Below are 21,805 nucleotides of genomic sequence, written 5' to 3'. Positions count from 1 at the left end.
CTCAGTTGCCGACGCGGCGGCGCAGGTCCTGGAACGCGGTGTAGTTCGCGATGACCTCGATACGGCCGGGCGGCGCCAGCTGCACGGCCTGGTCGACGTTCTCGCACACCTGGAAGTGCTGGTTGGCCACCTCCAGGCGTACCGCGAGGTCCAGCTTGCGGTCACCGACGACGAAGATCGGGTGGCCGGTGAGACGGGTGTAGTCGACGTCCCACAGCCAGGACGTGTCGGTGCCGTCGGCGCCGCGCGCGTTCACCGAGAGGATGACCGGCGTGGGCGGCGGGTCGATCAGGCTGAACGTCTCGAGCCAGCCCGCCGGGTTCTTCGCCAGCAGCAGGCGCAGGTCGCGCTGCATGAACTGGACGACGTCGTAGCGCCCGGCGACGGCCTGCACCTGGTACATCCGCTCCAGCGCGACCTGCGGCGGCACGCCGAAGACGGCGGCGACGGCGGCCGAGGAGGCGGCGTTGGCCTTGTTGGCGCGGCCCGGCAGCTGGAGGTGGATCGGCCAGGCGGAACCGTGCGGGTCGAGGACGTGGTCGCCGGAGAGCGCCCAGCTCGGCGTCGGCCGCCGGAACCCGCACTCGCCGCAGAACCAGTCGTCGCCCGGACGCTGCATCACGCCGCCGCAGGACGGGCAGGACCAGGCGTCGTCCTTCCACATCTGCCCGGCGGCGACCCAGATCACGTTGGGGGAGGAGGACGCGGCCCACACCACCAGCGGGTCGTCGGCGTTGGCGACGACGACGGCCTTCGAACCGGCCAGCCCCTCGCGCCAGTTCTCCGCGAGCATGCGGGTCTCGGCGGCACGGTCCAGCTGGTCGCGGGAGAGGTTCAGCAGCGCGATGCACTTGGGCGCGGTGTCGCGGGCGACACCGGCCAGGTACTTCTCGTCGACCTCGATCACGCCGTACTTGGCGTCGGAGCCGCCCGCGAGCGCCGAGGTGATGCCGGCCGGCATGTTCGCGCCCAGCGCGTTGGAGACGACCGGGCCCGCGGCCCGCAGGGCCTCCGCGATGAGGCGGGTGGTCGTGGTCTTGCCGTTGGTCGCCGAGACGAGGGTGACGTCCAGGTTCTGGGCGAGCCGTGCGAGGAGGTCGGGGTCGAGTTTCAGCGCCACCTTGCCGCCGATCACCGAACCGCTGCCGCGTCCCGCGGCGCGCGATGCCGCCGCGACCGCCTTGCCCGCGGTCACGGCGATCTTGGCCCGCGGCGTGAGCGGGTCCGAGTTGCCTGCCATCAGTTCTCGATCCTCCTTGCGTACGCGCCGCGCCTGAAGCCTGACGGCAACGTGGTAGGTGGTCAGCCTATCGAGATCCCTTCACACTCCCGAATCCCGGCACCGTCCCACGCTGCGCACGGCATGCGCGTGTCAGAAAGGACCGTACCCTTGCCGCCATGCGACAAGGTTCCATCCCGGGTGCCCACGGGCGCGTCCGGCCCCTCACCCTGCTCGGCGATCCGGTCCTGCGGCAACCCTGCGCGGAGGTCACCGAGTTCGGTCCGGCCCTGGCCGGCCTGGTCGAGGACCTGTTCGCCACGATGTACGCGGCACAGGGCGTGGGCCTGGCCGCCAACCAGGTCGGCGAGTCCCTGCGGGTGTTCGTCTACGACTGCCCGGACGACGAGGACGTCCGCCACCTCGGCCACGTGGTGAACCCGCGCCTGGTGGACGTGGACGGCGTGGTGGTCCGCGGCCCCGAGGGCTGCCTGTCCCTGCCGGGCCTGGAGGCGGGGACGGAACGCCACGACCACGCGGTGGTCGAGGGCTTCACGGTGACGGGCGAGCCGGTCACCGTCCACGGCACGGGATTCTTCGCCAGATGCCTGCAGCACGAGTGCGACCACCTGGAGGGGCGGGTGTACGCGGACCGTGTGACGGGGTGGCGCGGGAGACGGCTGGCGCGCCAGGTGGCGCGGGCCTCCTGGGGCGGGTGAGGGCGGTGTGCGGCCGTCAGAACCCCGGTCCGCCGGCCTTGTCCCCGGCCGCCGCGAGGCGGCCCCACAGCAGGTCGGCGAGGCTGCGCACCAGCTCGGCCCGGGAGCACGGCCGCTCACCCAGCCACCAGTCGCCCGCCGCGTGCATCATTCCGACGATCCCGTGTCCCCAGACGCGGGCGAGCTGCTGGGTGCCGGGCCCGAGGTCCAGCCGCTCCTCGATGACCTGGGCCAGATCCTCGCCCATCCGCCGCAGCAGGGGAGCCGAGTGCTTGCCGACGTCGAAGCCCTGTTCGCCGGATGCCCCGTCCGCCGGGTGCATCAGGAAGCGGTAGACCTGGGGGCGGGCCTCGATGGCCGAGAGGTAGGTCTCCAGCGTGGCCTCGACGCGTTCCCGGCGTTCGGCGGGAGCGTCCAGGGCGGCGCGCAGGGAGGCGAGCAGCGCGTCGGTGTGCCGCTTGGCGAGAGCGGCGTACAGCCCGCCCTTGTCGCCGAAGTGGCGGTAGAGGATCGGCTTGGTGATGCCGGCCTCCGCCGCGATGGCGTTCATGGAGGCCTGGGGGCCGTCCCGGAGCACCACTCGGTCGGCGGCCTCCAGCAGCTCGCGCCTTCGGCGGTCGGCGGACCGCTGCTGCTCGGTCCGCTGCGTGGTGTCCATGTGCTCTCCCCACCCGTGCTGATTCGGTGACGCCTGCGCAAAGTAACACTTGGAGATGGCCCCGCATCGAACGGGCTGCCGGGCTGTCCTCGGGAGTTGACTTTTCCTACCGACCGGTAACAGACTCGCGTTACCGCTAGTAACACGCACGTTCCGCCGCTGGAGGGGACATGGCCGAGTTCACCATGGAGCTCAACGACGAACAGAGGGAGGTCCGGGACTGGCTGCACGGCTTCGCCGCCGACGTGATCCGCCCCGCGGCCGCCGAATGGGACGAGCGTGAGGAGACTCCCTGGCCGGTCATCCAGGAGGCCGCGAAGGTCGGCATCTACTCCCTCGACTTCTACGCCCAGCAGTACTTCGACGCCACCGGTCTCGGCATCCCCATGGCCATGGAGGAACTGTTCTGGGGGGACGCGGGCATCGCCCTGTCCATCGTCGGCACCGGCCTCGCCGCCGTGGGCGTCCTCGCCAACGGCACCGAGGAGCAGATCGGCACCTGGATCCCCCAGATGTACGGCGACGCCGATGACGTCAAGGTGGCCGCCTTCTGTTCCTCCGAGCCCGACGCCGGCTCCGACGTGGCCTCCATGCGCACCCGCGCCGTGTACGACGAGGCCAAGGACGAGTGGGTGATCAACGGCACGAAGACCTGGGCCACCAACGGCGGCATCGCCAACGTCCACGTGGTCGTCGCCGTCGTCGACCCCGAGCTGGGCTCCAAGGGGCACGCCTCCTTCATCGTCCCGCCGGGCACGCCGGGTCTCGCCCAGGGCCAGAAGTTCAAGAAGCACGGCATCCGCGCCTCGCACACCGCCGAGGTCATCCTCGACAACGTGCGGGTCCCCGGCTCCTGCCTGCTCGGCGGCAAGGAGAAGCTCGACGAACGGCTGGCGCGGGCGCGCGAGCGGGCCAAGGCGGGCGGCGGCGAGCGAAGCGAGATGGGGGTCCCCCCGGCCGGAGGCTGGGGGAGGGTGAAGAACGCGGCCATGGCGACCTTCGAGGCCTCACGCCCGGCGGTCGGCGCGATGGCCGTCGGCACGGCCCGCGCGGCGTACGAGGTCGCCCTCGACTACGCGATGACGCGAGAGCAGTTCGGCCGGCCGATCATCGACAACCAGGGGGTCGCCTTCCAGCTCGCCGACATGCGCACGCAGATCGACGCGGCGCGGCTGCTGGTCTGGCGCGCCTCGTGGATGGCGGTCAACGGCAAGCCGTTCACGGCCGCCGAGGGCTCCATGTCGAAGCTGTACGCCAGCGAGACGGCGAAGAAGGTGACGGCGCAGGCCGTCCAGATCCTCGGCGGCAACGGCTACACGCGGGAGTACCCGGTGGAGCGGATGCACCGCGACAGCGCGATCTACACCATTTTTGAGGGGACGAGCGAGATCCAGCGGCTGGTGATCGCCCGCACCCTGTCGGGGATGCCGATCCGGTAGCCGCCCGCCGCGGGACCGCGCGACCGGCCACGACGTGCCGCCCGCAGCAGCGCACCGGCGTCCCTACGGCGCCCCGCCGCTGCTGTGGGCGATGCACGCCACGTCGATCCGGTCGGCCAGCTTCGCCAGCTCGATCGTCAGCGCGGCGACCGTGTCCTCGTCCAGGCCCTCCGCCCCGGCCTCGACGAGATGCAGCCACCGGCCCCCCAGCGTGCGGAGCAGCTTGCTCACGTCGGCCGCGGCCACCTGGAGGGTCCCGCGGTCGTCGACGATCAGAGGCAGAGTCACTTCGCGGTTCACAACCGGGATCGTAGCCGCGCGGCGCTCACGCACCGTGCCAAACCGTGGTGATGTTGCAGAACTCGCGGATTCCGTGCCCGGACAGCTCACGCCCGTAGCCGGACCGCTTGACCCCGCCGAAGGGCAGCGCCGGGTGGGAGGCGGTCATCCCGTTGACGAACACCCCGCCCGCCTCCAGATCCCGCACGAACCGGTCCACCTCGGCCTCCTCGCGGGTCCACACGTTGGAACTCAGCCCGAAGGGGGAGTCGTTGGCGATGAGGACCGCCTCGTCCAGGTCGGCCGCCCGGTAGAGGGTCGCCACCGGTCCGAAGGCCTCCTCGCGGTGGATGCGCATCTCGCGGTCGATGCCGGCCAGGACGGTCGGCGGGTAGTACCAGCCGGGCCGGTCCGGGCGTTCACCACCGCACAGCACCGTGGCGCCGCTGCGCCGGGCGTCGTCCACCAGCTCCTCCAGGTCGGCGCGGCCCTGCTCGCTGGCGAGGGGGCCGACCTCCGTCTCCTCCTCCAGCGGGTCGCCGACCTTCAGCGCCCGCATGCCCTCGGTGAAGCGTTCGGCGAAGCGGTCGTACACGTCCGCGTGGACGATGAACCGCTTGGCGGCGATGCACGACTGCCCGTTGTTCTGCACCCGCGCGGTCACCGCCACCTCGGCGGCCCGGTCGACGTCCGCGGACGGCATGACGACGAAGGGGTCGCTGCCGCCCAGCTCCAGCACCGTCTTCTTGACCATCTCGCCGGCGGTGGAGGCGACCGCGCGGCCCGCGGGCTCGCTGCCGGTCAGGGTGGCCGCCTTGACCCGATCGTCCCGCAGGATCTCGTCGACCGCGGCGGAGCCGATCAGCAGGGTCTGGAAGCAGCCCTCGGTGAAGCCGGCCCGGTGGAAGAGGTCCTCCAGGTAGAGGGCGGTCTGCGGGACGTTCGAGGCGTGCTTGAGCAGGCCGACGTTGCCCGCCATCAGCGCGGGCGCCGCGAAGCGGACGACCTGCCACAGCGGGAAGTTCCACGGCATCACCGCGAGCACCGGGCCCAGCGGGCGGTACCGCACCAGGGCGTGGGAGGCGCCGGAGTCCCGCACGTCGGACTCGGCCGGCCGCTCGTCGGCGAGGAGCCCCGCCGCGTTCTCGGCGTACCAGCGCATGGCCTTCGCGCACTTGGCGGCCTCCGCACGCGCCTGCTTCACCGGCTTGCCCATCTCGGTGGTCATCACGCGGGCGATCTCCGCCGAGTCCTCGTCGAGGAGGTCGGCGGCCCGGTCGAGCAGCCGGGCGCGGTCGGCGAACGCCGTCGTGCGGTACGTGCGGAACGTGGCCTCGGCGAGCTGGAGCCGGCGTTCGAGCTCCTCCTCGTCCATGGCCTGGTACGTCTTGAGCGTCTCGCCGTTCGCCGGGTTCACCGTCGCGATGGGCATGACCGACCTCCCTCGGTGCTGGATGTGCTTCGACCTTCGCGCGTCCCGGAGGGCCCCGCAACGCGTGCGCGTCCGCTCAGCCCGAGTGCTCCGTCAGCCGGTCGAGAAACGCGGCCTGTGCCGTCACGATCACCTCGCGGGCCCGGTCCAGGCCGTACCAGGCGACCCGGTCCAGCTCGGGGAACTCCCGCGTCCGCCCGGAGCGCGGCGGCCACTCCATGACGAACGTGCCGGGTTCGATCGCCGCCGGGTCGAGGTCCGCCTCGATCGCCCAGGCCGTCACGATCTTGCCGTTCGTCTGCCGGACCTCCCCGAGCGGGAACGCCTCGCCGTCCGGCGGCGCCACCCCCAGCTCCTCCCGGAACTCGCGGCGGGCGGCCTCCCAGGCCGGCTCGTCCGGCGCGTACTCGCCCTTCACGACGGTCCAGGCACCGGCGTCCTTCTTCGCGAAATAGGGCCCGCCCATGTGTCCCAGCAGCACCTCCGGTCCGTCGCCGGTGCGCCGGAACAGCAGCAGCCCGGCGCTGCGCCGCGCCGTCACGGCCGTACCCGCGGGTGCGCGGCCAGCACCGTCTCCACCGTGTCCGCCTGCTCCGGCCGCTTGTCCTCGCGGTAGCGGACCACGCGGGCGAAGCGCAGGGTGACGCCGGCCGGGTAGCGGATGGAGCGCTGGATGCCGTCGTACGCGATCTCGACGACGAGTTCGGGGCGCACGGTCACCACCCAGCCGTCGTCCTCGACGGCCAGGTCCCGCAGGCGGTCGGTCTGCCAGGTGAGCAGGGCGTCGGTCAGGCCCTTGAAGGTCTTGCCGAGCATCGCGAAGCCGCCGTCGGCGGTGCGGGCGCCGAGGTGGAGGTTGGAGAGCCTGCCGGTGCGCCGGCCGTGGCCCCACTCGGCGGCCAGCACCACCAGGTCGAGCGTGTGCACCGGCTTGACCTTCAGCCAGGACGCGCCGCGCCGGCCCGCGCTGTAGGGCGCGTCGAGGGACTTCACCACCACGCCCTCGTGACCCCGGGCCAGCGTCTCCTCGAGGAAGTCCTCGGCCGCCCGCAGGTCCGCCTCGCCCGCCAGGACGGTCCGGCGCACCCGCATCGGCTCGGGCACCAGCCGGGCCAGCTCCGCGTGCCGCTCGAAGAAGGGCAGGTCGAGGAGGTCCCTGCCGTCGACCGACAGCGCGTCGAAGAAGACGGGGGAGACCGGGACCTCCGCGGCGGCCGCGGCCACGTCCACCCGGGAGCCGACGCGGCCCGCGGTCTCCTGGAAGGAGCGGGGCCGGCCGGTCTCGTCGAGGGCGATGACCTCACCGTCCAGGACGAACCGCTCACCGTGCAGTTCCAGCGCCGCGGCGGTGAGTTCGGGCAGCCGGTCGGTGATGTCGTCGAGGGTGCGGGTGTGCACCCGCACGGTGTCGCCGTCCCGGTGGACCTGGACGCGGATGCCGTCCAGTTTCTCCTCCACCGCGCAGGCGCCCAGCCTGCCGACCGCCTCGGCCACGGAGGACGCGGTGTGAGCGAGCATCGGCAGCACCGGGCGGCCGACGGTGAGCCGGAACCGCTCCAGCGCCGCCGGCCCGTCCGTGAGCAGGGCCTGTGCCACCGTCCGGAGCGAGCCGGCCAGCATCACCGCCCGCCGCACGTCCGCCGGGGGAGCGCCGGTCGCCTCCGCGAGCCCCTCCACCGCCACCGCGTCCAGGGCGCCCTGCCGGACCTCGCCGCTGATCAGGGCGATCAGGAAACGCTGTTCGTCCTCCGTGGCGGCGCCCATCAGTTCCCCGACCAGCCGGATCCGCTCGGCCTGCGAGCCGGGGCCCGACACCGTGCCCAGAGCGGTGAGCCGGTCGTCCACCTCGCGCACGGTCAGCGTCGGCGCGGCGGCCGGGGCCACCGGGCGGCCCAGCACCTTCCGGCCGACGCCGAGCCGCCCCTGGGGGAGCCGTCCGGCCAGATACGGGATCACCACCGGCACGTCCTCCGCCTCCGCCTCCCGGAACAGGGCGGCGAGCAGGGCGATCTTGCGGGAGCGTGCCGAGGTGGCGGCGACCTCCCGGGACACGTCGGCGAGCCGGATCAGCAGCATGCAGCCATGGTGCAACGCGGGCGTGGCGACTACACCCGGACGGCGGCGTCGAGATCGCCCATCAGCAGCTCCCCGTTGATCGCGGCGCCCGCCCGGTAGCCGCGGCTCGCCGCGTTGACGACCTGCTCGGCGAAGCCGGAGGCGTTGCCCGCCGCCCACAGGCCCGGCACGGTGGTCAGGCCCCGGCCGTCGACCACGGGGTAGCGGCCGAACGGCGTCTCGGTCATCTCGGCGCCGAGCCGGGCCAGGAGGTCGGTCCGCGGGACCGCCCTGGGGGCGACGAACAGCGCCTCGCGGGCGTGCACGGTCCCTGCCCCGGCGGCGGCGTCCCCGGCCAGGCGGATGCCGGTGAGCCGGTCGTCCTCGACGACCAGCCCGGCCACCTCGCCGGGGACGACGCCGACACCGGCCGCGGCGAGCCGGCGCAGGTCCTCGTCGGACAGTTCCGCCTCGCCGACGGTGTGCAGGAACAGCTTCACGTCCTTCGACCACTGGGTCACGATCAGCGCTTGGTGCACGCTCGTCGGGCTGGTGGCGAGCACGCCGAAGGCCTGGTCGCGGACCTCCCAGCCGTGGCAGTACGGGCAGTGCAGCACGTCCCGCCCGAACCGCTCGGCGAGGCCCTCGACCGGGGGCAGCTCGTCCTTCAGGCCGGTGGCGACGACGAGCTGCCGGGCCCGCACGGTCCGTCCGCCCGCCAGCGTCACCGCGAAGCCCTCGTCCCGCCCGGCGTCCACCGCCTCGTCCCGCCCGGCGTCCACCGCACGGTCCCGGACCAGCTCCACGCCGTACCGGGCGATCTCCTCGCGTCCGGTCGCCAGGAACTCGGCCGGGGACATCCCGTCCCGCGACAGGTAGCCCTGCATGTGCGCGGCGGGCGCGTTGCGCGGCTCGCCCGCGTCCACGACCAGGGTGCGGCGCCGGGCCCGGCCCAGGACCAGGGCGGCGGACAGGCCCGCCGCACCGCCGCCGATGACGACCACTTCGTAGGCGTCGGCGCTTCCCGGGGCGTTTCCGGGGTTCGTGGTGTGCCCGGTGCGCTCGGCGTGTCCGGTGTGCCCGGTGTGCCCGGTGTGCCCGGTGTGCCCGGTGTTCGGGATGTTCTCGGTCATCTGTGACCACCTCCACCGCCGACCGTCGCGCCACCACTGCCGTATTGACAAACAAGTTTGCCGAAACTGCAATAGCCTCATGAGCGACGACAGGGATGACGGCAGGGAAGGCGGCAGGGCCGACGGCGGCGCCGGGGCGGGCGGCGAGGGTGTCGACGCGGTGCTCGCCGAGGTCGGGCCGCGGCTGCGGCGGATCCGCAAGGAGCGGGGCGCGACGCTGGCGGGGCTGTCCGAGGCGACGGGCATCTCGGTGAGCACGCTGTCCCGGCTGGAGTCGGGGCTGCGCAGGCCCAGCCTGGAACTGCTGCTGCCGATCGCGCGGGCCCACGAGGTGGCGCTGGACGAACTGGTGGGCGCGCCGGCGGTGCGCGACCCGCGGGTGCGGGCGCAGCCGATCGTCCGCCACGGCCGCACCCACTGGCCGCTGACCCGCCAGCCCGGCGGCCTCCAGGCGTTCAAGGTGCTGGAACCGCGGCGCAGGCTCGACCCGGACCCCCGTGTGCACGAGGGGTACGAGTGGCTGTACGTGCTGTCCGGGCGGCTGCGGCTGGTGCTGGGCGAGCACGACGTGGTGCTGTCGGCGGGGGAGGCCGCCGAGTTCGACACGCGCGTGCCGCACTGGTTCGGGTCGACGGGGGAGGGGCCGGTGGAGTTCCTCAGCCTCTTCGGGCCGCAGGGGGAGCGGATGCACGTCCGGGCGCGGGCCAAGGGGGCGTGACGCGAGGCGGCCTCCCGCCGGCGACCTCGCGCCGACGACCTGCCGTGCGCGGCACCTCGCGCGGGGCTGTTGCCCGCCGACTGTTCCCTGATCGGCAAGCGACCGCTTAGTATGCGATCGACCCCGGTCAGACGACGCAGTCCCGTGGAGGCTCCGCATGCAGGCATGGCAGGTGCACGAGAACGGCGAGCCGAGCGAGGTGATGCGGCTCGCGGACATCGAGCGGCCCACGCCCGGCGACGGCCAGGTCCTGCTCAGGGTGCGCGCCGCGAACATCAACTTCCCCGACGTGCTGATGGCCCGTGGCCACTACCAGGTCAGGCCGCCGCTGCCGTTCACCCCGGGCGTGGAGATCTGCGGCGAGACCGAGGACGGCCGCCGCGTCCTCGCCACCCCCGCGCTGCCGCACGGCGGCTTCGCCGAGTACGCCGTCGCGGACGCCGCCGCCCTGCTGCCCGCGCCGGACTCGCTGGACGACGCGGAGGCCGCCGCGCTGCACATCGGCTACCAGACGGGCTGGTTCGGCCTGCACCGCCGGGCCGGCCTCCAGGCCGGTGAGACGCTCCTCGTGCACGCCGCGGCGGGCGGGGTCGGCAGCGCGGCCGTACAGCTCGGCAAGGCGGCCGGCGCCACCGTCATCGGGGTCGTCGGCGGGCCCGACAAGGCGGCCGTCGCCCGCGAGCTGGGCTGCGACGTGGTGATCGACCGGCGCGCCGAGGACGTGATCGCCGCCGTCAAGGAGGCCACCGGCGGCCGGGGCGCCGACGTCGTCTACGACCCGGTCGGCGGCGAGGCCTACGCCCAGTCCGCCAAGGTCGTCGCCTTCGAGGGCCGGATCGTGGTCGTGGGCTTCGCGAGCGGGACGATTCCCAGTCCCTCGCTCAACCACGCGCTGGTGAAGAACTACGCGATCCTCGGCCTGCACTGGGGCCTGTACAACACCAAGAACCCGAAGCTGGTCCGGCACTGCCACGAGCAGCTCACCGATCTGGCCGCCCGTGGCGCGATCAAGCCGCTGGTGAGCGAGCGCGTGCCGCTGGCGGAGGCCGCCGCCGCCGTCCAGCGGGTCGCCGACGGTGTCACCACCGGCCGGGTCGCCGTCGTCCCGCAGAACGGAGCCGCCGTATGACCGACGCAGCCGAACTCCGGCGCCGTACAGCCGAACTGCTGGCCGCGCACCCCCCGGCCGGCACCGACCGGCTCGACTTCCTCAAGGCCCGCTTCGACGCCGGACTCGCCTGGGTGCACTACCCCGAGGGGCTCGGCGGACTCGGTGCCCCGCGCTCCCTCCAGGCCGTCGTGGACGCCGAGCTGGAGGCCGCGGGCGCCCCCGACAACGACCCGCGGCGCATCGGCATCGGCCTCGGCATGGCCGCGCCGACGATCCTCCAGTACGGCACCGAGGAGCAGAAGCGGCGCTTCCTGCGGCCCCTGTGGACCGGCGAGGAGGTCTGGTGCCAGCTGTTCAGCGAGCCCGGCGCCGGCTCCGACCTGGCCGCCCTCGGCACCCGGGCCGTCCGCGAGGACGGGGGCGACTGGGTCGTCGACGGGCAGAAGGTGTGGACGTCCAGCGCCCATGTCGCCCGCTGGGCCATCCTCATCGCCCGCACCGACCCGGGCGTGCCCAAGCACCGCGGCATCACGTACTTCGTGTGCGACATGACCGACCCCGGCGTAGAGGTCCGGCCGCTGCGGCAGATCACCGGCGAGGCCGAGTTCAACGAGGTCTTCCTCACCGGCGTCCGCATCCCCGACGCCCACCGCCTCGGCGAGGTCGGCGACGGCTGGCGGGTCGCGCAGACCACGCTGAACAACGAGCGGGTCGCGATCGGCGGCATGCGGCTGCCCCGCGAGGGCGGCATGATCGGGCCCGCCGCCAGGACCTGGCGCGAGCGCCCCGAACTGCGCACCCACGACCTGCACCAGCGGCTGCTGAAGCTGTGGGTGGAGGTCGAGGTCTCCCGGCTCACCGCCGAGCGGCTGCGCCAGCAGCTCGTCGCCGGCCAGCCCGGCCCCGAGGGCGCCGGCATGAAGCTCGCCTTCGCCCGCCTCAACCAGGAGATCAGCGGCCTGGAGGTGGAACTCCTCGGCGAGGAGGGCCTGTTGTACGACGACTGGACCATGCGCCGGCCCGAGCACGTCGACTTCACCGGCCGCGAGGCGGGCTACCGCTACCTCCGCTCCAAGGGCAACAGCATCGAGGGCGGGACCACCGAGGTCCTGCTGAACATCGTCGCCGAGCGCGTCCTGGGCCTGCCCACCGAGCCGCGCACCGACAAGGACGTCGCCTGGAAGGACCTCGCTCGATGACGGACCTGCTGTACACCGAGGAGGAGGACGCGCTCCGCGCCGCGGTCCGCGACCTGCTCGGCGACCACTGCGACGCGGCCGGCGTGATCGCCCGCACCGAGTCGGACGCCCCGCACGACCTCCGGCTGTGGAAGGCGCTCGCCGACACGATGGGCCTCGCGGGGCTGCTGGTGCCCGAGGAACTGGGCGGCCAGGGCGCCACCCACCGGGAGGCCGCCGTCGTCCTGGAGGAACTGGGCCGCGCGGTCGCCCCCGTCCCGTACCTCACGAGCGCGGTCGTCGCCACCGAGGCGCTGCTCGCCCTCCCCCACTCCCGGCTTCGCCCGAGCGGGGAGACCCCCGTCGCCGCCGACCTGCTCGGCCGGCTGGCGCGGGCCACCACGGTCGCGGCGCTCGCCGTCGGGCTGCACACCGCACCGGGCGCCGCCTTCCCGACCGTACGGCTGGAGAACGGCGCCCTGCACGGGGAGTTGACCGGCATCGCCGACGCCGCCTGTGCCGACCTGCTGCTCGTCCCCGCGGACGACGGCGGGCTGTACGCGGTCGACGCCGCCGCCGTCACCGTCACCCCCCAGGTGTCCCTCGACCTGACCCGCCCGCTCGCCACGGTCACCCTCGCCGGGGCCCCCGGCCGTCGGCTCGGGGACGCCGCCCCCGCCGTGCGGCGGGCCCTGCGCGCCGGTGCCGGGCTGCTGGCGTCCGAGCAACTCGGCGTCTCGGACTGGGCGTTGACCGAGACCGTGCGCTACCTCAAGGACCGCAAGCAGTTCAACCGGCCCGTCGGCGGCTTCCAGGCGCTCAAGCACCGGCTCGCCCAGCTGTGGCTGGAGGTCGTCAACCTGCGGGCCGCGGCCCGGGGCGCGGCGGACGCCCTGGCGACCGGCGAGGACGTCGAGGTGGCCGTCGCCGTGGCACAGGCGTACGCGGCGCCCGTCGCCGTCCGTGCCGCCGAGGAGGCGGTCCAGTTGCACGGCGGCATCGGGATGACGTGGGAACACCCGGCCCACCTCCACCTGAAGCGCGCGAAGGCCGACTCGATCGCCTACGGCACGGCGGGCGCCCACCGCGCCGCCCTGGCCGAACTCGTCGACCTGCGGGCCCCCTGACGCCCCTTCCGTGAAGAAGCCCGCCCCACCCGGGGCGGGCTTCTTCACGCGCTCGCGCGGAAGGGGTGAACGCCCGACGGCGGTCCGGCCAACTCCTGCCATGTACAGGTTCGTTGTGGCCGGGCCGGATCCATACTCCCTGTGGTCCGGACCGTTCCCCAGGGAGGCAGAGCATGGCCCTCATCACCCGCCGCGGAGCCCTCACCACGTTCGGCGCCGCCCTCACGGCAGTGCTGGCGCCGCCCGCCGGCAGCGCCTTCGCCGCCGAACAGCTGCACCGGCCGCGCCCATTGTGGCACGCCCACGCCCACAACGACTACGAGCACCCCCGGCCCCTGCTCGACGCCCTCGACCACCGCTTCGGCAGCGTCGAGGCCGACATCTTCCTCGTCGACGGCCAACTGCTCGTCGCCCACGACCCGGTGGACCTCGACCCGGCCCGCACGCTCGAATCCCTCTACCTCGACCCGCTCGCCGCCCGCGTCGAGGCCAACCACGGTTTTGTCCACCGCGGCTCGCGCACCCCCCCTGCAACTGCTCGTCGACATCAAGACCGAGGGCGCGTCGACGTACCTCGAACTCGACCGCCGACTGCGCCGCTACCGGCACCTGTTCACCACCTACGACCACGGCCGGGTGCGGCGCGGCCCGGTCACCGTCGTCGTCTCGGGCGACCGTGCGGCCCGGGTCCCCATGGCGGCGCAGACGGTGCGCCGCGCCTTCTACGACGGCCGCCTCGCCGACCTGGGCGGCACCGACGCCTCCTTCGCCTCCCTCATCAGCGACAACTGGACGCTCCACTTCACCTGGCTCGGTGCCGGCGCCTTCCCCGACGCGGAGCGGCGCAAACTGCGCGCCCTCGTCCGGGCCGCGCACGACCGCGGGCAGAAGGTGCGCTTCTGGGCGACGCCGGACCTGGCGGGGCCCGCCCGGGAGGCGCTGTGGGGCGAACTGCTCGACGCCGGCGTCGACTACCTGAACACTGACGACCTGGCCGGCCTGGAGGCCTTCCTCGACGCCCGCGGGAAGGCGTGACCACGAACGGCCGACCGGCCGGCCGCCCGGCCGACCCGTGAACCACTCGTTCGGCGGACAGGTGAGCCACACAGACGAACCATCCATTGCGCCACACTTGCGGCCGAATGCCGCGAAAGCGGACGTAATGGAGGAGGTCGGTGTGGTCGTTTCCCTTTCCGTGGTGGTGTTGTTGCTGATCTTGGCGGTGATCTTCCTGCGCAACGGCGGACTGAAGGTCTCGCACGGGCTGGTCTGCCTGCTGCTCGGCTTCTTCCTGGCCGGCACCAGCATGGCCCCCACCATCCACAGCGGCCTCACGGCGACCGCCGACATCGTCGGCAGCATCCGGCCGTGAGGTCCTGCGGGAGCACCGGCTGAACCGGCCCCCCCCGCGGGCCGGTTCACCGGGTGAACACCCCGATGCCGTTCGGCACGGGACGCTCAGCCCCGGCCGAGGGGTGGTTGCGCACCGACACCGTGGCCGCGCCCGGCTCCCGCGCCACCAGGGTCGAGGAACCGCCGCCGTCCAGGCTGAAGCCGTCGGTCGCCCCGAGGCTCCTGAGGGCGGCCGCGACCTCGGCGACCGTCAGCCCCCTGCGGTACGCCGGCGCACCGTCGACCGCGAACAGCAGCACCCGCCGCCCGCCGTCCGCGATGCCCACCGCGGTGCGGACCGCCGAGGTCCGCGTGTCCAGGCCCGCCGACGGCCGCCCGCCGGTGAGCACCGGGTAACCGCCGAGGGCGAAGCGGTAGGCACGCCGCGACGCGGCCGCGAGGCCGTACCGCACCGCCACCCGCTGCCCCGTGACCAGCTCCCTGAGGTGCTCCGCGCCCGCCTCCCGGCCGACGAGCACCGTCGTGCCCGCCGCGATGGCGCCGCCGCCCGGCGTGGCCGAGGCGGACACCACCCGGCCCTGCCGCACCGTCACCTCGTAGGTGTCGGTGCCGCACGGCGCGGCCCGGTCGGTGTCGGTGCCGCAGGCGGCCCGCGCCCGGGAGGCGCTGCCCCAGCCGGAGGTGTAGGCGCCGATGGAGTCCTCCGGCAGCGCGTACTGGTTGAGGCCGCCCAGCGGCCACCGCCGGCCGGGCGTGACGAGCGTGCCGTCGAGCGTCAGGCGGTCCAGCCGGGCCCGTCCGTCACCGCTCACGCCGAGCACGTCCTCGGTGTCCGTGCCGGGCGGCAGTGCGGGGCCGAACCGCTGTCCCGTCGGCACGGCGGCCTTGAGCACCCTGCCGTTCGCGACGGCGGGGCCCACGCTCGCGCCGGTCGCGGCGACGCCCGGGTGCTGCGTCTCGGTGATGTGGAAGAAGTCCCCGTTGATGCCGGCGACGGCCTTCTGGGCGGCGGCCTGCCGGGAGACGGTGGCGCGGGCCGCGACCTTCCCCGGATGCAGCAGGCCCAGGCTCACACGGGTGTCGGTCAGGTCGACGCCGAGCACGTGCACGTGCGTCACGCCGGCTCTCGCCTCGAGGTCGTACTGCCGGTACACCACGCCGGCCGCGATGGTGGTCCCCGTCGCCGCGCTGGCCGGTGCCGCCCCCGTCAGGGCGGCACCGGCCAGCGTGCCGAGTGCCGTCAGAAGCGTCAGTGAGGTTCTGCGCGCGCGGGACCGGTTCTGACTGGGTGTCACCCGACCTCCTGCCTCGTGCGGGCGGCAACCTTCTCATGAGGACGGGGTGTTACCGCGGCAGCGCGGACGTGAACGACTCGGACGGGTGATATGAGGCGCGGGTCCGGGCGCCGTTCCCCTGTCCGGGCGCGGGTGGTGCGGGCGTTCCGTGCCGCACACCGTCGTCACCTCTGCGATGCGGCGCGACTCGGTCCCGGGGCGATGTCCGGTGTGACGGCCCCGAGGGGGAGTGGTGGGCTTCAGCCGACCCGTTCCCCGGGCACCGGCGCCGCGTAACAACGCAGGGGAACCAACTGGTCAGGGCCCCACCTCTGGTCCACGCGACCGAGGTCCCGCCAGCCGAGCCGGGCGTAGAAGGCCGCCGCCGGGTCGGTGGCCACCACGTCGAGCACGGGGTGCAGGCCGCGGGAGCGCGCCTCCCCGACGGCCCGCTCCAGCAGGGCCGCTCCCGCGCCGAGCCCGCGCGCCCCGGGCGCCACGAACAGCCGGTTCACCCCGACCGCCGGCACCCCGTTCCCGCGCGCCGCCCACAACGCCGTTGCCGGATCGCCGTCTTCGCCCCGGCACAGCGCGATGTGCCCCACCGTCCGTCCGTCGTGCTGGGCCACCCAGGCGGCCAGGAGTGTGGCGGGGGTGAGCCAGGCGGCGGGCTCGTCGGGCCAGTTGACCGGATACCGGCTGTGCGCGTGCACCAGGGCCAGCGTGCTCACGCAGTCGTCCAGGTCGGCGGGCGTCCGGGGCCGGACGCAGAGGGCCGGGGTTCCGGCGGGGTCGGGGGTCACCGCCGTATGCAAGCACGGTGACACGTGACGGGGGGGACGGGCCGCCGTCGACGGCTGATCAGCTCATCCACGCGCGCGGAGGTACGCCTCCAGTTCGGCTGCCCCGGACACCATGGCCCGGCCGCGCGCGGACAGCCGGGCACGCCAGTCGGCCAGGGCGGCCTCCAGCGGCTCGAGTCCGCCGGCCGACCGCACCTGGGCGATCAGCGGGGCGATCCGCTCCAGCGGGTAGCCGCCGCGGCGGAGTTGACGGGCCAGCCGCGCGTCGCGCACGTCGGCCTCGTCGTAGACGCGGTACCCGGTCCGCGGGTCGCGGCGGGGGCTCACCAGCCCCGCGCGCTCCCACTTGCGGAGGGTGGCGGAACGGATGCCGAGCCGGCCCGCCAGCGGCCCGATGAACGTGCCGCCGGGCCCGGACGGCGCGGAAGCCCCGGTCGACCTGGGTGACGCGGGCGGCGGGGTGCCGGGATCCAGGTCGCGCAGGGCGTTCTCCACGGCGCCGAGTGTCCGCCGGTCCTCGAGGAGCTCGGCGTGGCTCTCGTCGATGAGGCGGAACGCCTCGTCGGCCGCGCCCCGGTTCACCGCCCGCATGACCGCCGCCGCCGTCCGGTGGCCGTGGCCGGGCACCAGGGCCAGGAACGCGCCCAGCGCCCGCGCGTGGAGCGGCGTGTAGGTGCGGTAGCCGTGGGAGGTGCGCCCGGCGGCCGGGAGGATGCCGGCCTCCTCGTAGTTCCTGACGGCCTGCGTGGACAGACCGTGCGCACGGGCCAGGTCGACCGGCCGGAGCCGTTCACCGCTTTGAAGGTTTCGCCCCATGTCTCCCACGATATCGCGCAGAAGTTTTCACCGAGGGTTCAAAGATACCGTTGAAGCCATGGCTACCGGCATCAAGGACACCGACATCAAGGACAGCGTGCGGACCGTCGAGGCCGCCTCCGTCATGCGGCTGCTCCCGTCCCGGCCCCGGCTGCTCGCCCTGGGCGAGCCCACCCACGGCGAGGACGCCCTGCTCGACCTGCGCAACGACCTCTTCCGGCAGCTCGTCGAGCAGGAGGGCTACCGGACGATCGCGATCGAGAGCGACTGCCTGAGGGGCCCGGTCGTCGACGACCACGTCACCTCCGGCAGGGGCACCCTCGACGAGGTCATGGAACACGGCTTCAGCCACGGCTGGGGAGCCTCCGCGGCCAACCGCGAACTCGTCCGCTGGATGCGCGCCCACAACGAGGGCCGGCCCGCGTCCGAACAGGTCCGCTTCGCCGGCTTCGACGGCCCGCTGGAGATCACCCACGCCGCGAGCCCCCGGCAGGCCCTCACCGCCCTCCACGCCCACCTCGCCGCCCGTGTCGACCCGGCCCTGCTGCCCTGCACCGCGGAAACCCTCGACGGCCTGCTCGGCGCCGACGACCGGTGGACCGGGCCCGCCGCGATGAGGGACCCCGCCCGGTCGGTGGGAAGGTCGGCCGAGGCGCGAGAACTGCGGCTGCTCGCCGACGACTTGACGGCGCTGCTCCACGAGCGGACACCGCACCTCGTCGGGGCGGCTTCGCGGGAGGACCTGGACCGGGTGCGTCTGTACGCGCGTACAGCCGTCGGCCTGCTGCGCTACCACTTCTGGATGGCCGACACCTCACCGGCCCGCATGACCCGGATGGTGGGTCTGCGGGACCTGATGATGGCCGACAACCTCCTCGCCCTCGCCGAACGGGGCCCGGTGCTGGTCCACGCCCACAACAGCCATCTCCAGCGGCAGAGGAGCACCCTGCGCATGGACGGGCGGCCGCTGGAGTGGTGGAGCGCCGGTGCGCTGGTGAGCGCCCGGCTCGGCGAGGAGTACGCCTTCCTGCCCACGGCCCTCGGCACGATCCGGCACCAGGGGGTGGACACCCCGCCCCCGGACACCGTCGAAGGGCACCTGTACGCGCTCCCGCAGGACCGCTGCGTCGTCGACGCCGCCCGGCTGGCGGCCGCCCTCGGCGACGCGCGGCCCGCCCCGCGCGTGTCGCCGTACTTCGGTTACGCCCCGCTCGACCCGGCGCACCTGGCCGACAGCGACGGCATGGTGTTCGTCAAGGACGTCCCGCGCCGCTGACCGGGGCCGCCACCGGGAGTTCGGGCAGACCGTCCATGCCGGCCGGCCCGGTCAGCGCACCGGGTGCCCGCTCAGGACGGAGACCCGGTTGAAGGCGTTGATGGTGACCGCCACCCAGATCACCGCCGCGGTCTGGTCCTCGGTGAGGGCCTCGCGGGCGTCGGCGTACGCGGCCTCCCGCGCGGCGGCGTCGGTGGGGAAGGTGGTCGCCTCCGCCAGTGCCAGGGCCGCCCGCTCCAGGGGGCTGAACAGTTCGGTCTCCCGCCACGCGGCGAGCACGCCGAGCCGCCGGGTCGACTCCCCGGCGCGCAGGGCGGCCTTGGTGTGCAGGTCGAGGCAGAAGGCGCAGCCGTTGAGCTGCGAGACGCGCAGGTTGACCAGTTCCACGACGGCGCGCTCCAGGCCCGCCTCGGCGGCGGTCGCACGCACGGCCTCGGAGGTCTGCACGAGCGCGTGGTAGGCCTTGGGGCTCTGCTTGTCGATGAAGATCCGTCGAGTCATAGTTGAATATAAAACATTCTTGAGGGAGGCTGGGACGCCTCGGACGAGAGGTGGCGCACAGTGAGCAAGGTCGAGATCCTCACCCCGCGTGACGTGCCGCTGGGCGGCCCCCGGGCGATGACCGTGCGGCGGACCCTGCCGCAGCGTACCCGGTCCCTGATCGGCGCCTGGTGCTTCGCCGACCACTACGGTCCCGACGACGTCGCCGAGTCCGGCGGCATGGACGTCGCCCCGCACCCGCACACCGGCCTCCAGACGGTGAGCTGGCTGTTCAGCGGCGAGATCGAGCACCGCGACAGCCTCGGCAGCCACGCCCTCGTGCGCCCCGGCGAACTGAACCTCATGACCGGCGGCCTCGGCATCGCCCACTCCGAGGTCTCCACCCCGCGCACCGCACTCCTGCACGGCGTCCAGCTGTGGGTGGCCCTGCCCGGTGAACACCGCGACACCGCCCGCGACTTCCAGCACCACGCCCCGTCCCCGGTCCGCCTCGACGGCGCCGGGATCCGCGTCTTCCTGGGCTCCCTCGCCGGCTCCACCTCGCCGGTACGGACGTTCACCCCGCTGCTCGGCGCGGAGATCGTCCTGGACCCGGGGGCGGAGATCACCCTGACCGTCGACGCCGCCTTCGAGCACGGTCTGCTGGTCGACTCGGGCGAGGTGTGCTTCGCCGGCACACCCCTGCGCCCGGCGGAACTGGGCTACCTGGAGCCCGGCTCCACCCGCCTGACCCTGAGGAACGACTCCGGCACCCCGGCCCGCACGGTCCTGCTCGGTGGTCCCCCCTTCGAGGAGGAGATCGTCATGTGGTGGAACTTCATCGGCCGGACCCACGAGGACATCGCACGGGCCCGGCAGGACTGGACGGCGGAACTGGAGGGAACGGGCGGCTCCCGGTTCGGCGAGGTGAAGGGGTACGGCGGAGCACCCCTGCCGGCTCCGGAGCTGCCGTCGGTGCCGCTGCGGCCGCGGGCCGGAACACGCTGAGCGCGGGCCGCGACACACTGAGTACGGGCCGGGGCGCGCCGGCCACAGGATCATCCGGGCCGCGCGGCCGGCGACGCGGCGCGCCGGCCACGGCTCCGCCGTTCCCGCCGTTCCCGCCGTTCGTCGTCGGGCCGCGGCACGCCGTCCGCCGTCCGGTGGCGGCTGTCCGGCATCTGGCCCGGGACCCGGCCGCCGTGCCGTGGCACACGCGGACGACGGCGGCGTCACCACGTGCGGTCCGGCGCGGCGGCCGTGGTGCGCGGGTCACCCGTTCCGGTGCCCCTCCACCGCGTTGCGGGCGATGACCTGCGCGTACCAGCCCGCGCTGTCCTTGGGCGTGCGCCGCTGGGTGGCGAAGTCGACGTGCACGATGCCGAACCTCTTGCTGTAGCCGTGGGCCCATTCGAAGTTGTCCAGCAGCGACCAGAGGAAGTAGCCCCGCACGTCGGCGCCGTCCCCGATCGCCCGGTGCACGGCGGTGAGGTGGCCGTGCAGGTAGGCGACCCGCTCGGGATCGTGGACCCGGCCCGAGGGATCCGTGTAGTCGTGGTACGCCGCGCCGTTCTCGGTGACCATCAGGGGGACGCCCGGCAGGTCGTCCCGCAGCCGCGTCAGCAGCTCGTACAGCCCGTCGGCGTCCACGGGCCAGTCCATGGCCGTGCGCGGCCCCGGTGCAGGCAGGAAGCGGACGTGCCGCTCGGCGCCGGCCCAGGGTGACGGCGACTCGGACCGGCCGGCGGCGACGACGGTGGGCGAGTAGTAGTTGATGCCGAGCGAGTCGATCGGCGCCGAAGCGGCGGCCAGATCCCCGTCCCGTACGAACGACCAGTCCGTGATCGCCGCGGTGTCGCGGACCAGGTCCTGCGGGAGACGGCCGCGGAAGACGGGGTCGAGGAAGATCCGGTTGGCGACGGCGTCGATCCGGCGGACGGCGTCCAGGTCGGCGGGCGACTGCGTGAGCGGACGCAGGGCGTGGAGGTTGAGCGTCAGGGACACCTCCGAAGCGGGCGGAAGGGCGTCGCGCAGGGCGCGGACCGCGAGGCCGTGGGCGAGGTTGAAGTGGTGGGCCGCGCGCAGGCTGTCGAGGGGACTGGTGCGGCCCGGGGCGTGCACCCCGTTGCCGTACCCGAGGAAGGCGGCGCACCACGGTTCGTTGAGGGTCGTCCAGGTCCGGACCCGGTCACCGAGGGCGTCGGCCGTGACGGCGGCGTACTCGGCGAAGCGCAGGGCGGTCTCCCGCTCGGGCCAGCCGCCCGCGTTCTCCAGCTCCTGGGGGAGGTCCCAGTGGTACAGGGTGGCGACCGGCCGGATGCCGGCGTCGAGGAGCTCGTCGACGAGCCGCCGGTAGAAGTCGAGGCCCTTCTGGACGGCGGGCCCACGCCCGGTCGGTTGCACACGGGGCCAGGCGACGGAGAACCGGTAGTCGGTCACCCCGAGGCGGCGCATGAGGGCGACGTCCTCGGACATGCGGTGGTAGTGGTCGGCGGCTATGTCGCCGGTGTCGCCGTTGTGCACCTTGCCCGGGGTGCGGCTGAAGGTGTCCCAGATGGAGGGGGTGCGGCCGTCCTCGGTGGCGGCGCCCTCGATCTGGTAGGCGGCGGTGGCGGTTCCCCACCGGAAACCGCTGGGGAACCGGAGGTCGGTCGTGTCGCCGGTGGGTGTGTCGAGTGCGGTCATGGACTGATGGCTCCGAAGACGAGGGTGAGGGGCGGGAGGCGAGCGGTGGG

The 21,805-nt window shown here is 73.8% G+C and carries 21 protein-coding genes and 1 pseudogene; 10 read left to right on the top strand and 12 right to left on the bottom strand.

The annotated features are described in order from the left end of the window. Position 1: 1 nt before the first annotated feature. Entirely contained in the window at positions 2-1,240 is a 1,239-nt protein-coding gene (locus tag ACH4N1_RS32760) for a MurT ligase domain-containing protein (RefSeq protein WP_363089798.1), read from the bottom strand. Between the two features lie 158 nt (positions 1,241-1,398). On the opposite strand from ACH4N1_RS32760, the gene def reads away from it, so the two are divergent. Then, positions 1,399-1,938 (top strand): peptide deformylase, encoded by a 540-nt coding sequence (gene def / locus ACH4N1_RS32755; RefSeq protein WP_398103633.1) that lies wholly within the window; start codon positions 1,399-1,401, stop codon positions 1,936-1,938. Between the two features lie 16 nt (positions 1,939-1,954). Here the strand turns inward: def and ACH4N1_RS32750 are convergent, their stop codons facing one another. After that, the gene (locus ACH4N1_RS32750) at positions 1,955-2,596 is read right to left on the bottom strand and encodes a TetR family transcriptional regulator (protein WP_398103630.1); all 642 of its coding nucleotides are present in this window, start codon (positions 2,594-2,596) and stop codon (positions 1,955-1,957) included. Positions 2,597-2,766: 170 nt separating this feature from the next. Here ACH4N1_RS32750 and ACH4N1_RS32745 point away from each other — a divergent pair, with 170 nt between their 5' ends. Beyond that, positions 2,767-4,035 (top strand): acyl-CoA dehydrogenase family protein, encoded by a 1,269-nt coding sequence (locus ACH4N1_RS32745; protein WP_398103627.1) that lies wholly within the window; start codon positions 2,767-2,769, stop codon positions 4,033-4,035. Between the two features lie 63 nt (positions 4,036-4,098). On the opposite strand, the gene ACH4N1_RS32740 is transcribed toward ACH4N1_RS32745, so the two are convergent. The 5 genes from ACH4N1_RS32740 to ACH4N1_RS32720 all read right to left on the bottom strand — a co-directional run bounded on the left by ACH4N1_RS32740 (position 4,099) and on the right by ACH4N1_RS32720 (position 8,934). Beyond that, positions 4,099-4,335, bottom strand: coding sequence for a DUF6213 family protein (locus ACH4N1_RS32740; protein ID WP_057580803.1), 237 nt, complete (start codon positions 4,333-4,335; stop codon positions 4,099-4,101). A gap of 25 nt (positions 4,336-4,360) precedes the next feature. Beyond that, complete coding sequence (locus tag ACH4N1_RS32735; protein WP_398103623.1) at positions 4,361-5,746, bottom strand: NADP-dependent succinic semialdehyde dehydrogenase; 1,386 nt, start codon at positions 5,744-5,746, stop codon at positions 4,361-4,363. 76 nt (positions 5,747-5,822) lie between these two features. Continuing rightward, entirely contained in the window at positions 5,823-6,287 is a 465-nt protein-coding gene (locus tag ACH4N1_RS32730) for an NUDIX domain-containing protein (protein WP_398103620.1), read from the bottom strand. Continuing rightward, positions 6,284-7,822: an ATP-dependent DNA ligase gene (locus ACH4N1_RS32725; RefSeq protein WP_398103617.1), complete on the bottom strand. Its 1,539-nt coding sequence runs from the start codon at positions 7,820-7,822 to the stop codon at positions 6,284-6,286. Before ACH4N1_RS32725 ends, ACH4N1_RS32730 begins: the two co-directional genes overlap by 4 nt. Positions 7,823-7,851: 29 nt before the next feature. Next, positions 7,852-8,934 carry an NAD(P)/FAD-dependent oxidoreductase gene (locus ACH4N1_RS32720; protein WP_398103614.1) on the bottom strand — a complete coding sequence of 361 codons (1,083 nt, stop codon included), beginning with the start codon at positions 8,932-8,934 and terminating at the stop codon, positions 7,852-7,854. Positions 8,935-9,013: 79 nt separating this feature from the next. On the opposite strand from ACH4N1_RS32720, the gene ACH4N1_RS32715 reads away from it, so the two are divergent. The 6 genes and pseudogenes from ACH4N1_RS32715 to ACH4N1_RS32690 all read left to right on the top strand — a co-directional run bounded on the left by ACH4N1_RS32715 (position 9,014) and on the right by ACH4N1_RS32690 (position 14,440). After that, positions 9,014-9,652, top strand: coding sequence for a helix-turn-helix domain-containing protein (locus ACH4N1_RS32715; RefSeq protein WP_398103611.1), 639 nt, complete (start codon positions 9,014-9,016; stop codon positions 9,650-9,652). Positions 9,653-9,809: 157 nt separating this feature from the next. Then, positions 9,810-10,781 (top strand): NADPH:quinone oxidoreductase family protein, encoded by a 972-nt coding sequence (locus ACH4N1_RS32710; RefSeq protein ID WP_398103608.1) that lies wholly within the window; start codon positions 9,810-9,812, stop codon positions 10,779-10,781. Continuing rightward, positions 10,778-11,962, top strand: a complete 1,185-nt coding sequence (locus tag ACH4N1_RS32705) for an acyl-CoA dehydrogenase family protein (RefSeq protein ID WP_398103605.1) — start codon at positions 10,778-10,780, stop codon at positions 11,960-11,962. The genes ACH4N1_RS32710 and ACH4N1_RS32705 overlap by 4 nt, the downstream gene beginning before the upstream one ends. Further along, positions 11,959-13,068 (top strand): acyl-CoA dehydrogenase family protein, encoded by a 1,110-nt coding sequence (locus ACH4N1_RS32700; RefSeq protein ID WP_398103602.1) that lies wholly within the window; start codon positions 11,959-11,961, stop codon positions 13,066-13,068. The genes ACH4N1_RS32705 and ACH4N1_RS32700 overlap by 4 nt, the downstream gene beginning before the upstream one ends. Positions 13,069-13,241: 173 nt before the next feature. Next, positions 13,242-14,103 (top strand): annotated as a pseudogene (locus tag ACH4N1_RS32695) (phosphatidylinositol-specific phospholipase C/glycerophosphodiester phosphodiesterase family protein). Between the two features lie 142 nt (positions 14,104-14,245). Next, on the top strand, positions 14,246-14,440 hold the full coding sequence (locus ACH4N1_RS32690; protein WP_398103599.1) for a hypothetical protein: 195 nt from the start codon (positions 14,246-14,248) through the stop codon (positions 14,438-14,440). 46 nt (positions 14,441-14,486) lie between these two features. Here ACH4N1_RS32690 and ACH4N1_RS32685 read toward each other — a convergent pair whose 3' ends face one another. The 3 genes from ACH4N1_RS32685 to ACH4N1_RS32675 form a co-directional block, all read right to left on the bottom strand. Then, on the bottom strand, positions 14,487-15,716 hold the full coding sequence (locus ACH4N1_RS32685) for a phosphodiester glycosidase family protein (protein WP_398103596.1): 1,230 nt from the start codon (positions 15,714-15,716) through the stop codon (positions 14,487-14,489). Between the two features lie 239 nt (positions 15,717-15,955). Beyond that, entirely contained in the window at positions 15,956-16,498 is a 543-nt protein-coding gene (locus tag ACH4N1_RS32680) for a GNAT family N-acetyltransferase (RefSeq protein ID WP_398103593.1), read from the bottom strand. Positions 16,499-16,561: 63 nt separating this feature from the next. Next, positions 16,562-17,314, bottom strand: coding sequence for a TioE family transcriptional regulator (locus tag ACH4N1_RS32675; protein WP_398103590.1), 753 nt, complete (start codon positions 17,312-17,314; stop codon positions 16,562-16,564). A 58-nt stretch (positions 17,315-17,372) separates the two neighbouring features. Here ACH4N1_RS32675 and ACH4N1_RS32670 point away from each other — a divergent pair, with 58 nt between their 5' ends. Next, positions 17,373-18,590 (top strand): erythromycin esterase family protein, encoded by a 1,218-nt coding sequence (locus ACH4N1_RS32670; protein ID WP_398103587.1) that lies wholly within the window; start codon positions 17,373-17,375, stop codon positions 18,588-18,590. 51 nt (positions 18,591-18,641) lie between these two features. On the opposite strand, the gene ACH4N1_RS32665 is transcribed toward ACH4N1_RS32670, so the two are convergent. Further along, on the bottom strand, positions 18,642-19,091 hold the full coding sequence (locus ACH4N1_RS32665; RefSeq protein ID WP_398103584.1) for a carboxymuconolactone decarboxylase family protein: 450 nt from the start codon (positions 19,089-19,091) through the stop codon (positions 18,642-18,644). Between the two features lie 117 nt (positions 19,092-19,208). Here ACH4N1_RS32665 and ACH4N1_RS32660 point away from each other — a divergent pair, with 117 nt between their 5' ends. Continuing rightward, complete coding sequence (locus ACH4N1_RS32660; protein WP_398103704.1) at positions 19,209-20,078, top strand: pirin family protein; 870 nt, start codon at positions 19,209-19,211, stop codon at positions 20,076-20,078. Between the two features lie 264 nt (positions 20,079-20,342). Here the strand turns inward: ACH4N1_RS32660 and ACH4N1_RS32655 are convergent, their stop codons facing one another. Next, positions 20,343-21,755, bottom strand: coding sequence for a GH1 family beta-glucosidase (locus ACH4N1_RS32655; protein ID WP_398103581.1), 1,413 nt, complete (start codon positions 21,753-21,755; stop codon positions 20,343-20,345). Positions 21,756-21,805 lie beyond the last annotated feature (50 nt).

Origin of the sequence: Streptomyces sp. NPDC017202, assembly GCF_044331705.1 — a bacterium.
GTDB lineage: Bacteria > Actinomycetota > Actinomycetes > Streptomycetales > Streptomycetaceae > Streptomyces.
Note: the sequence above shows the minus strand (reverse complement) of the source record. Positions and strands in the feature narration are given on the sequence as shown.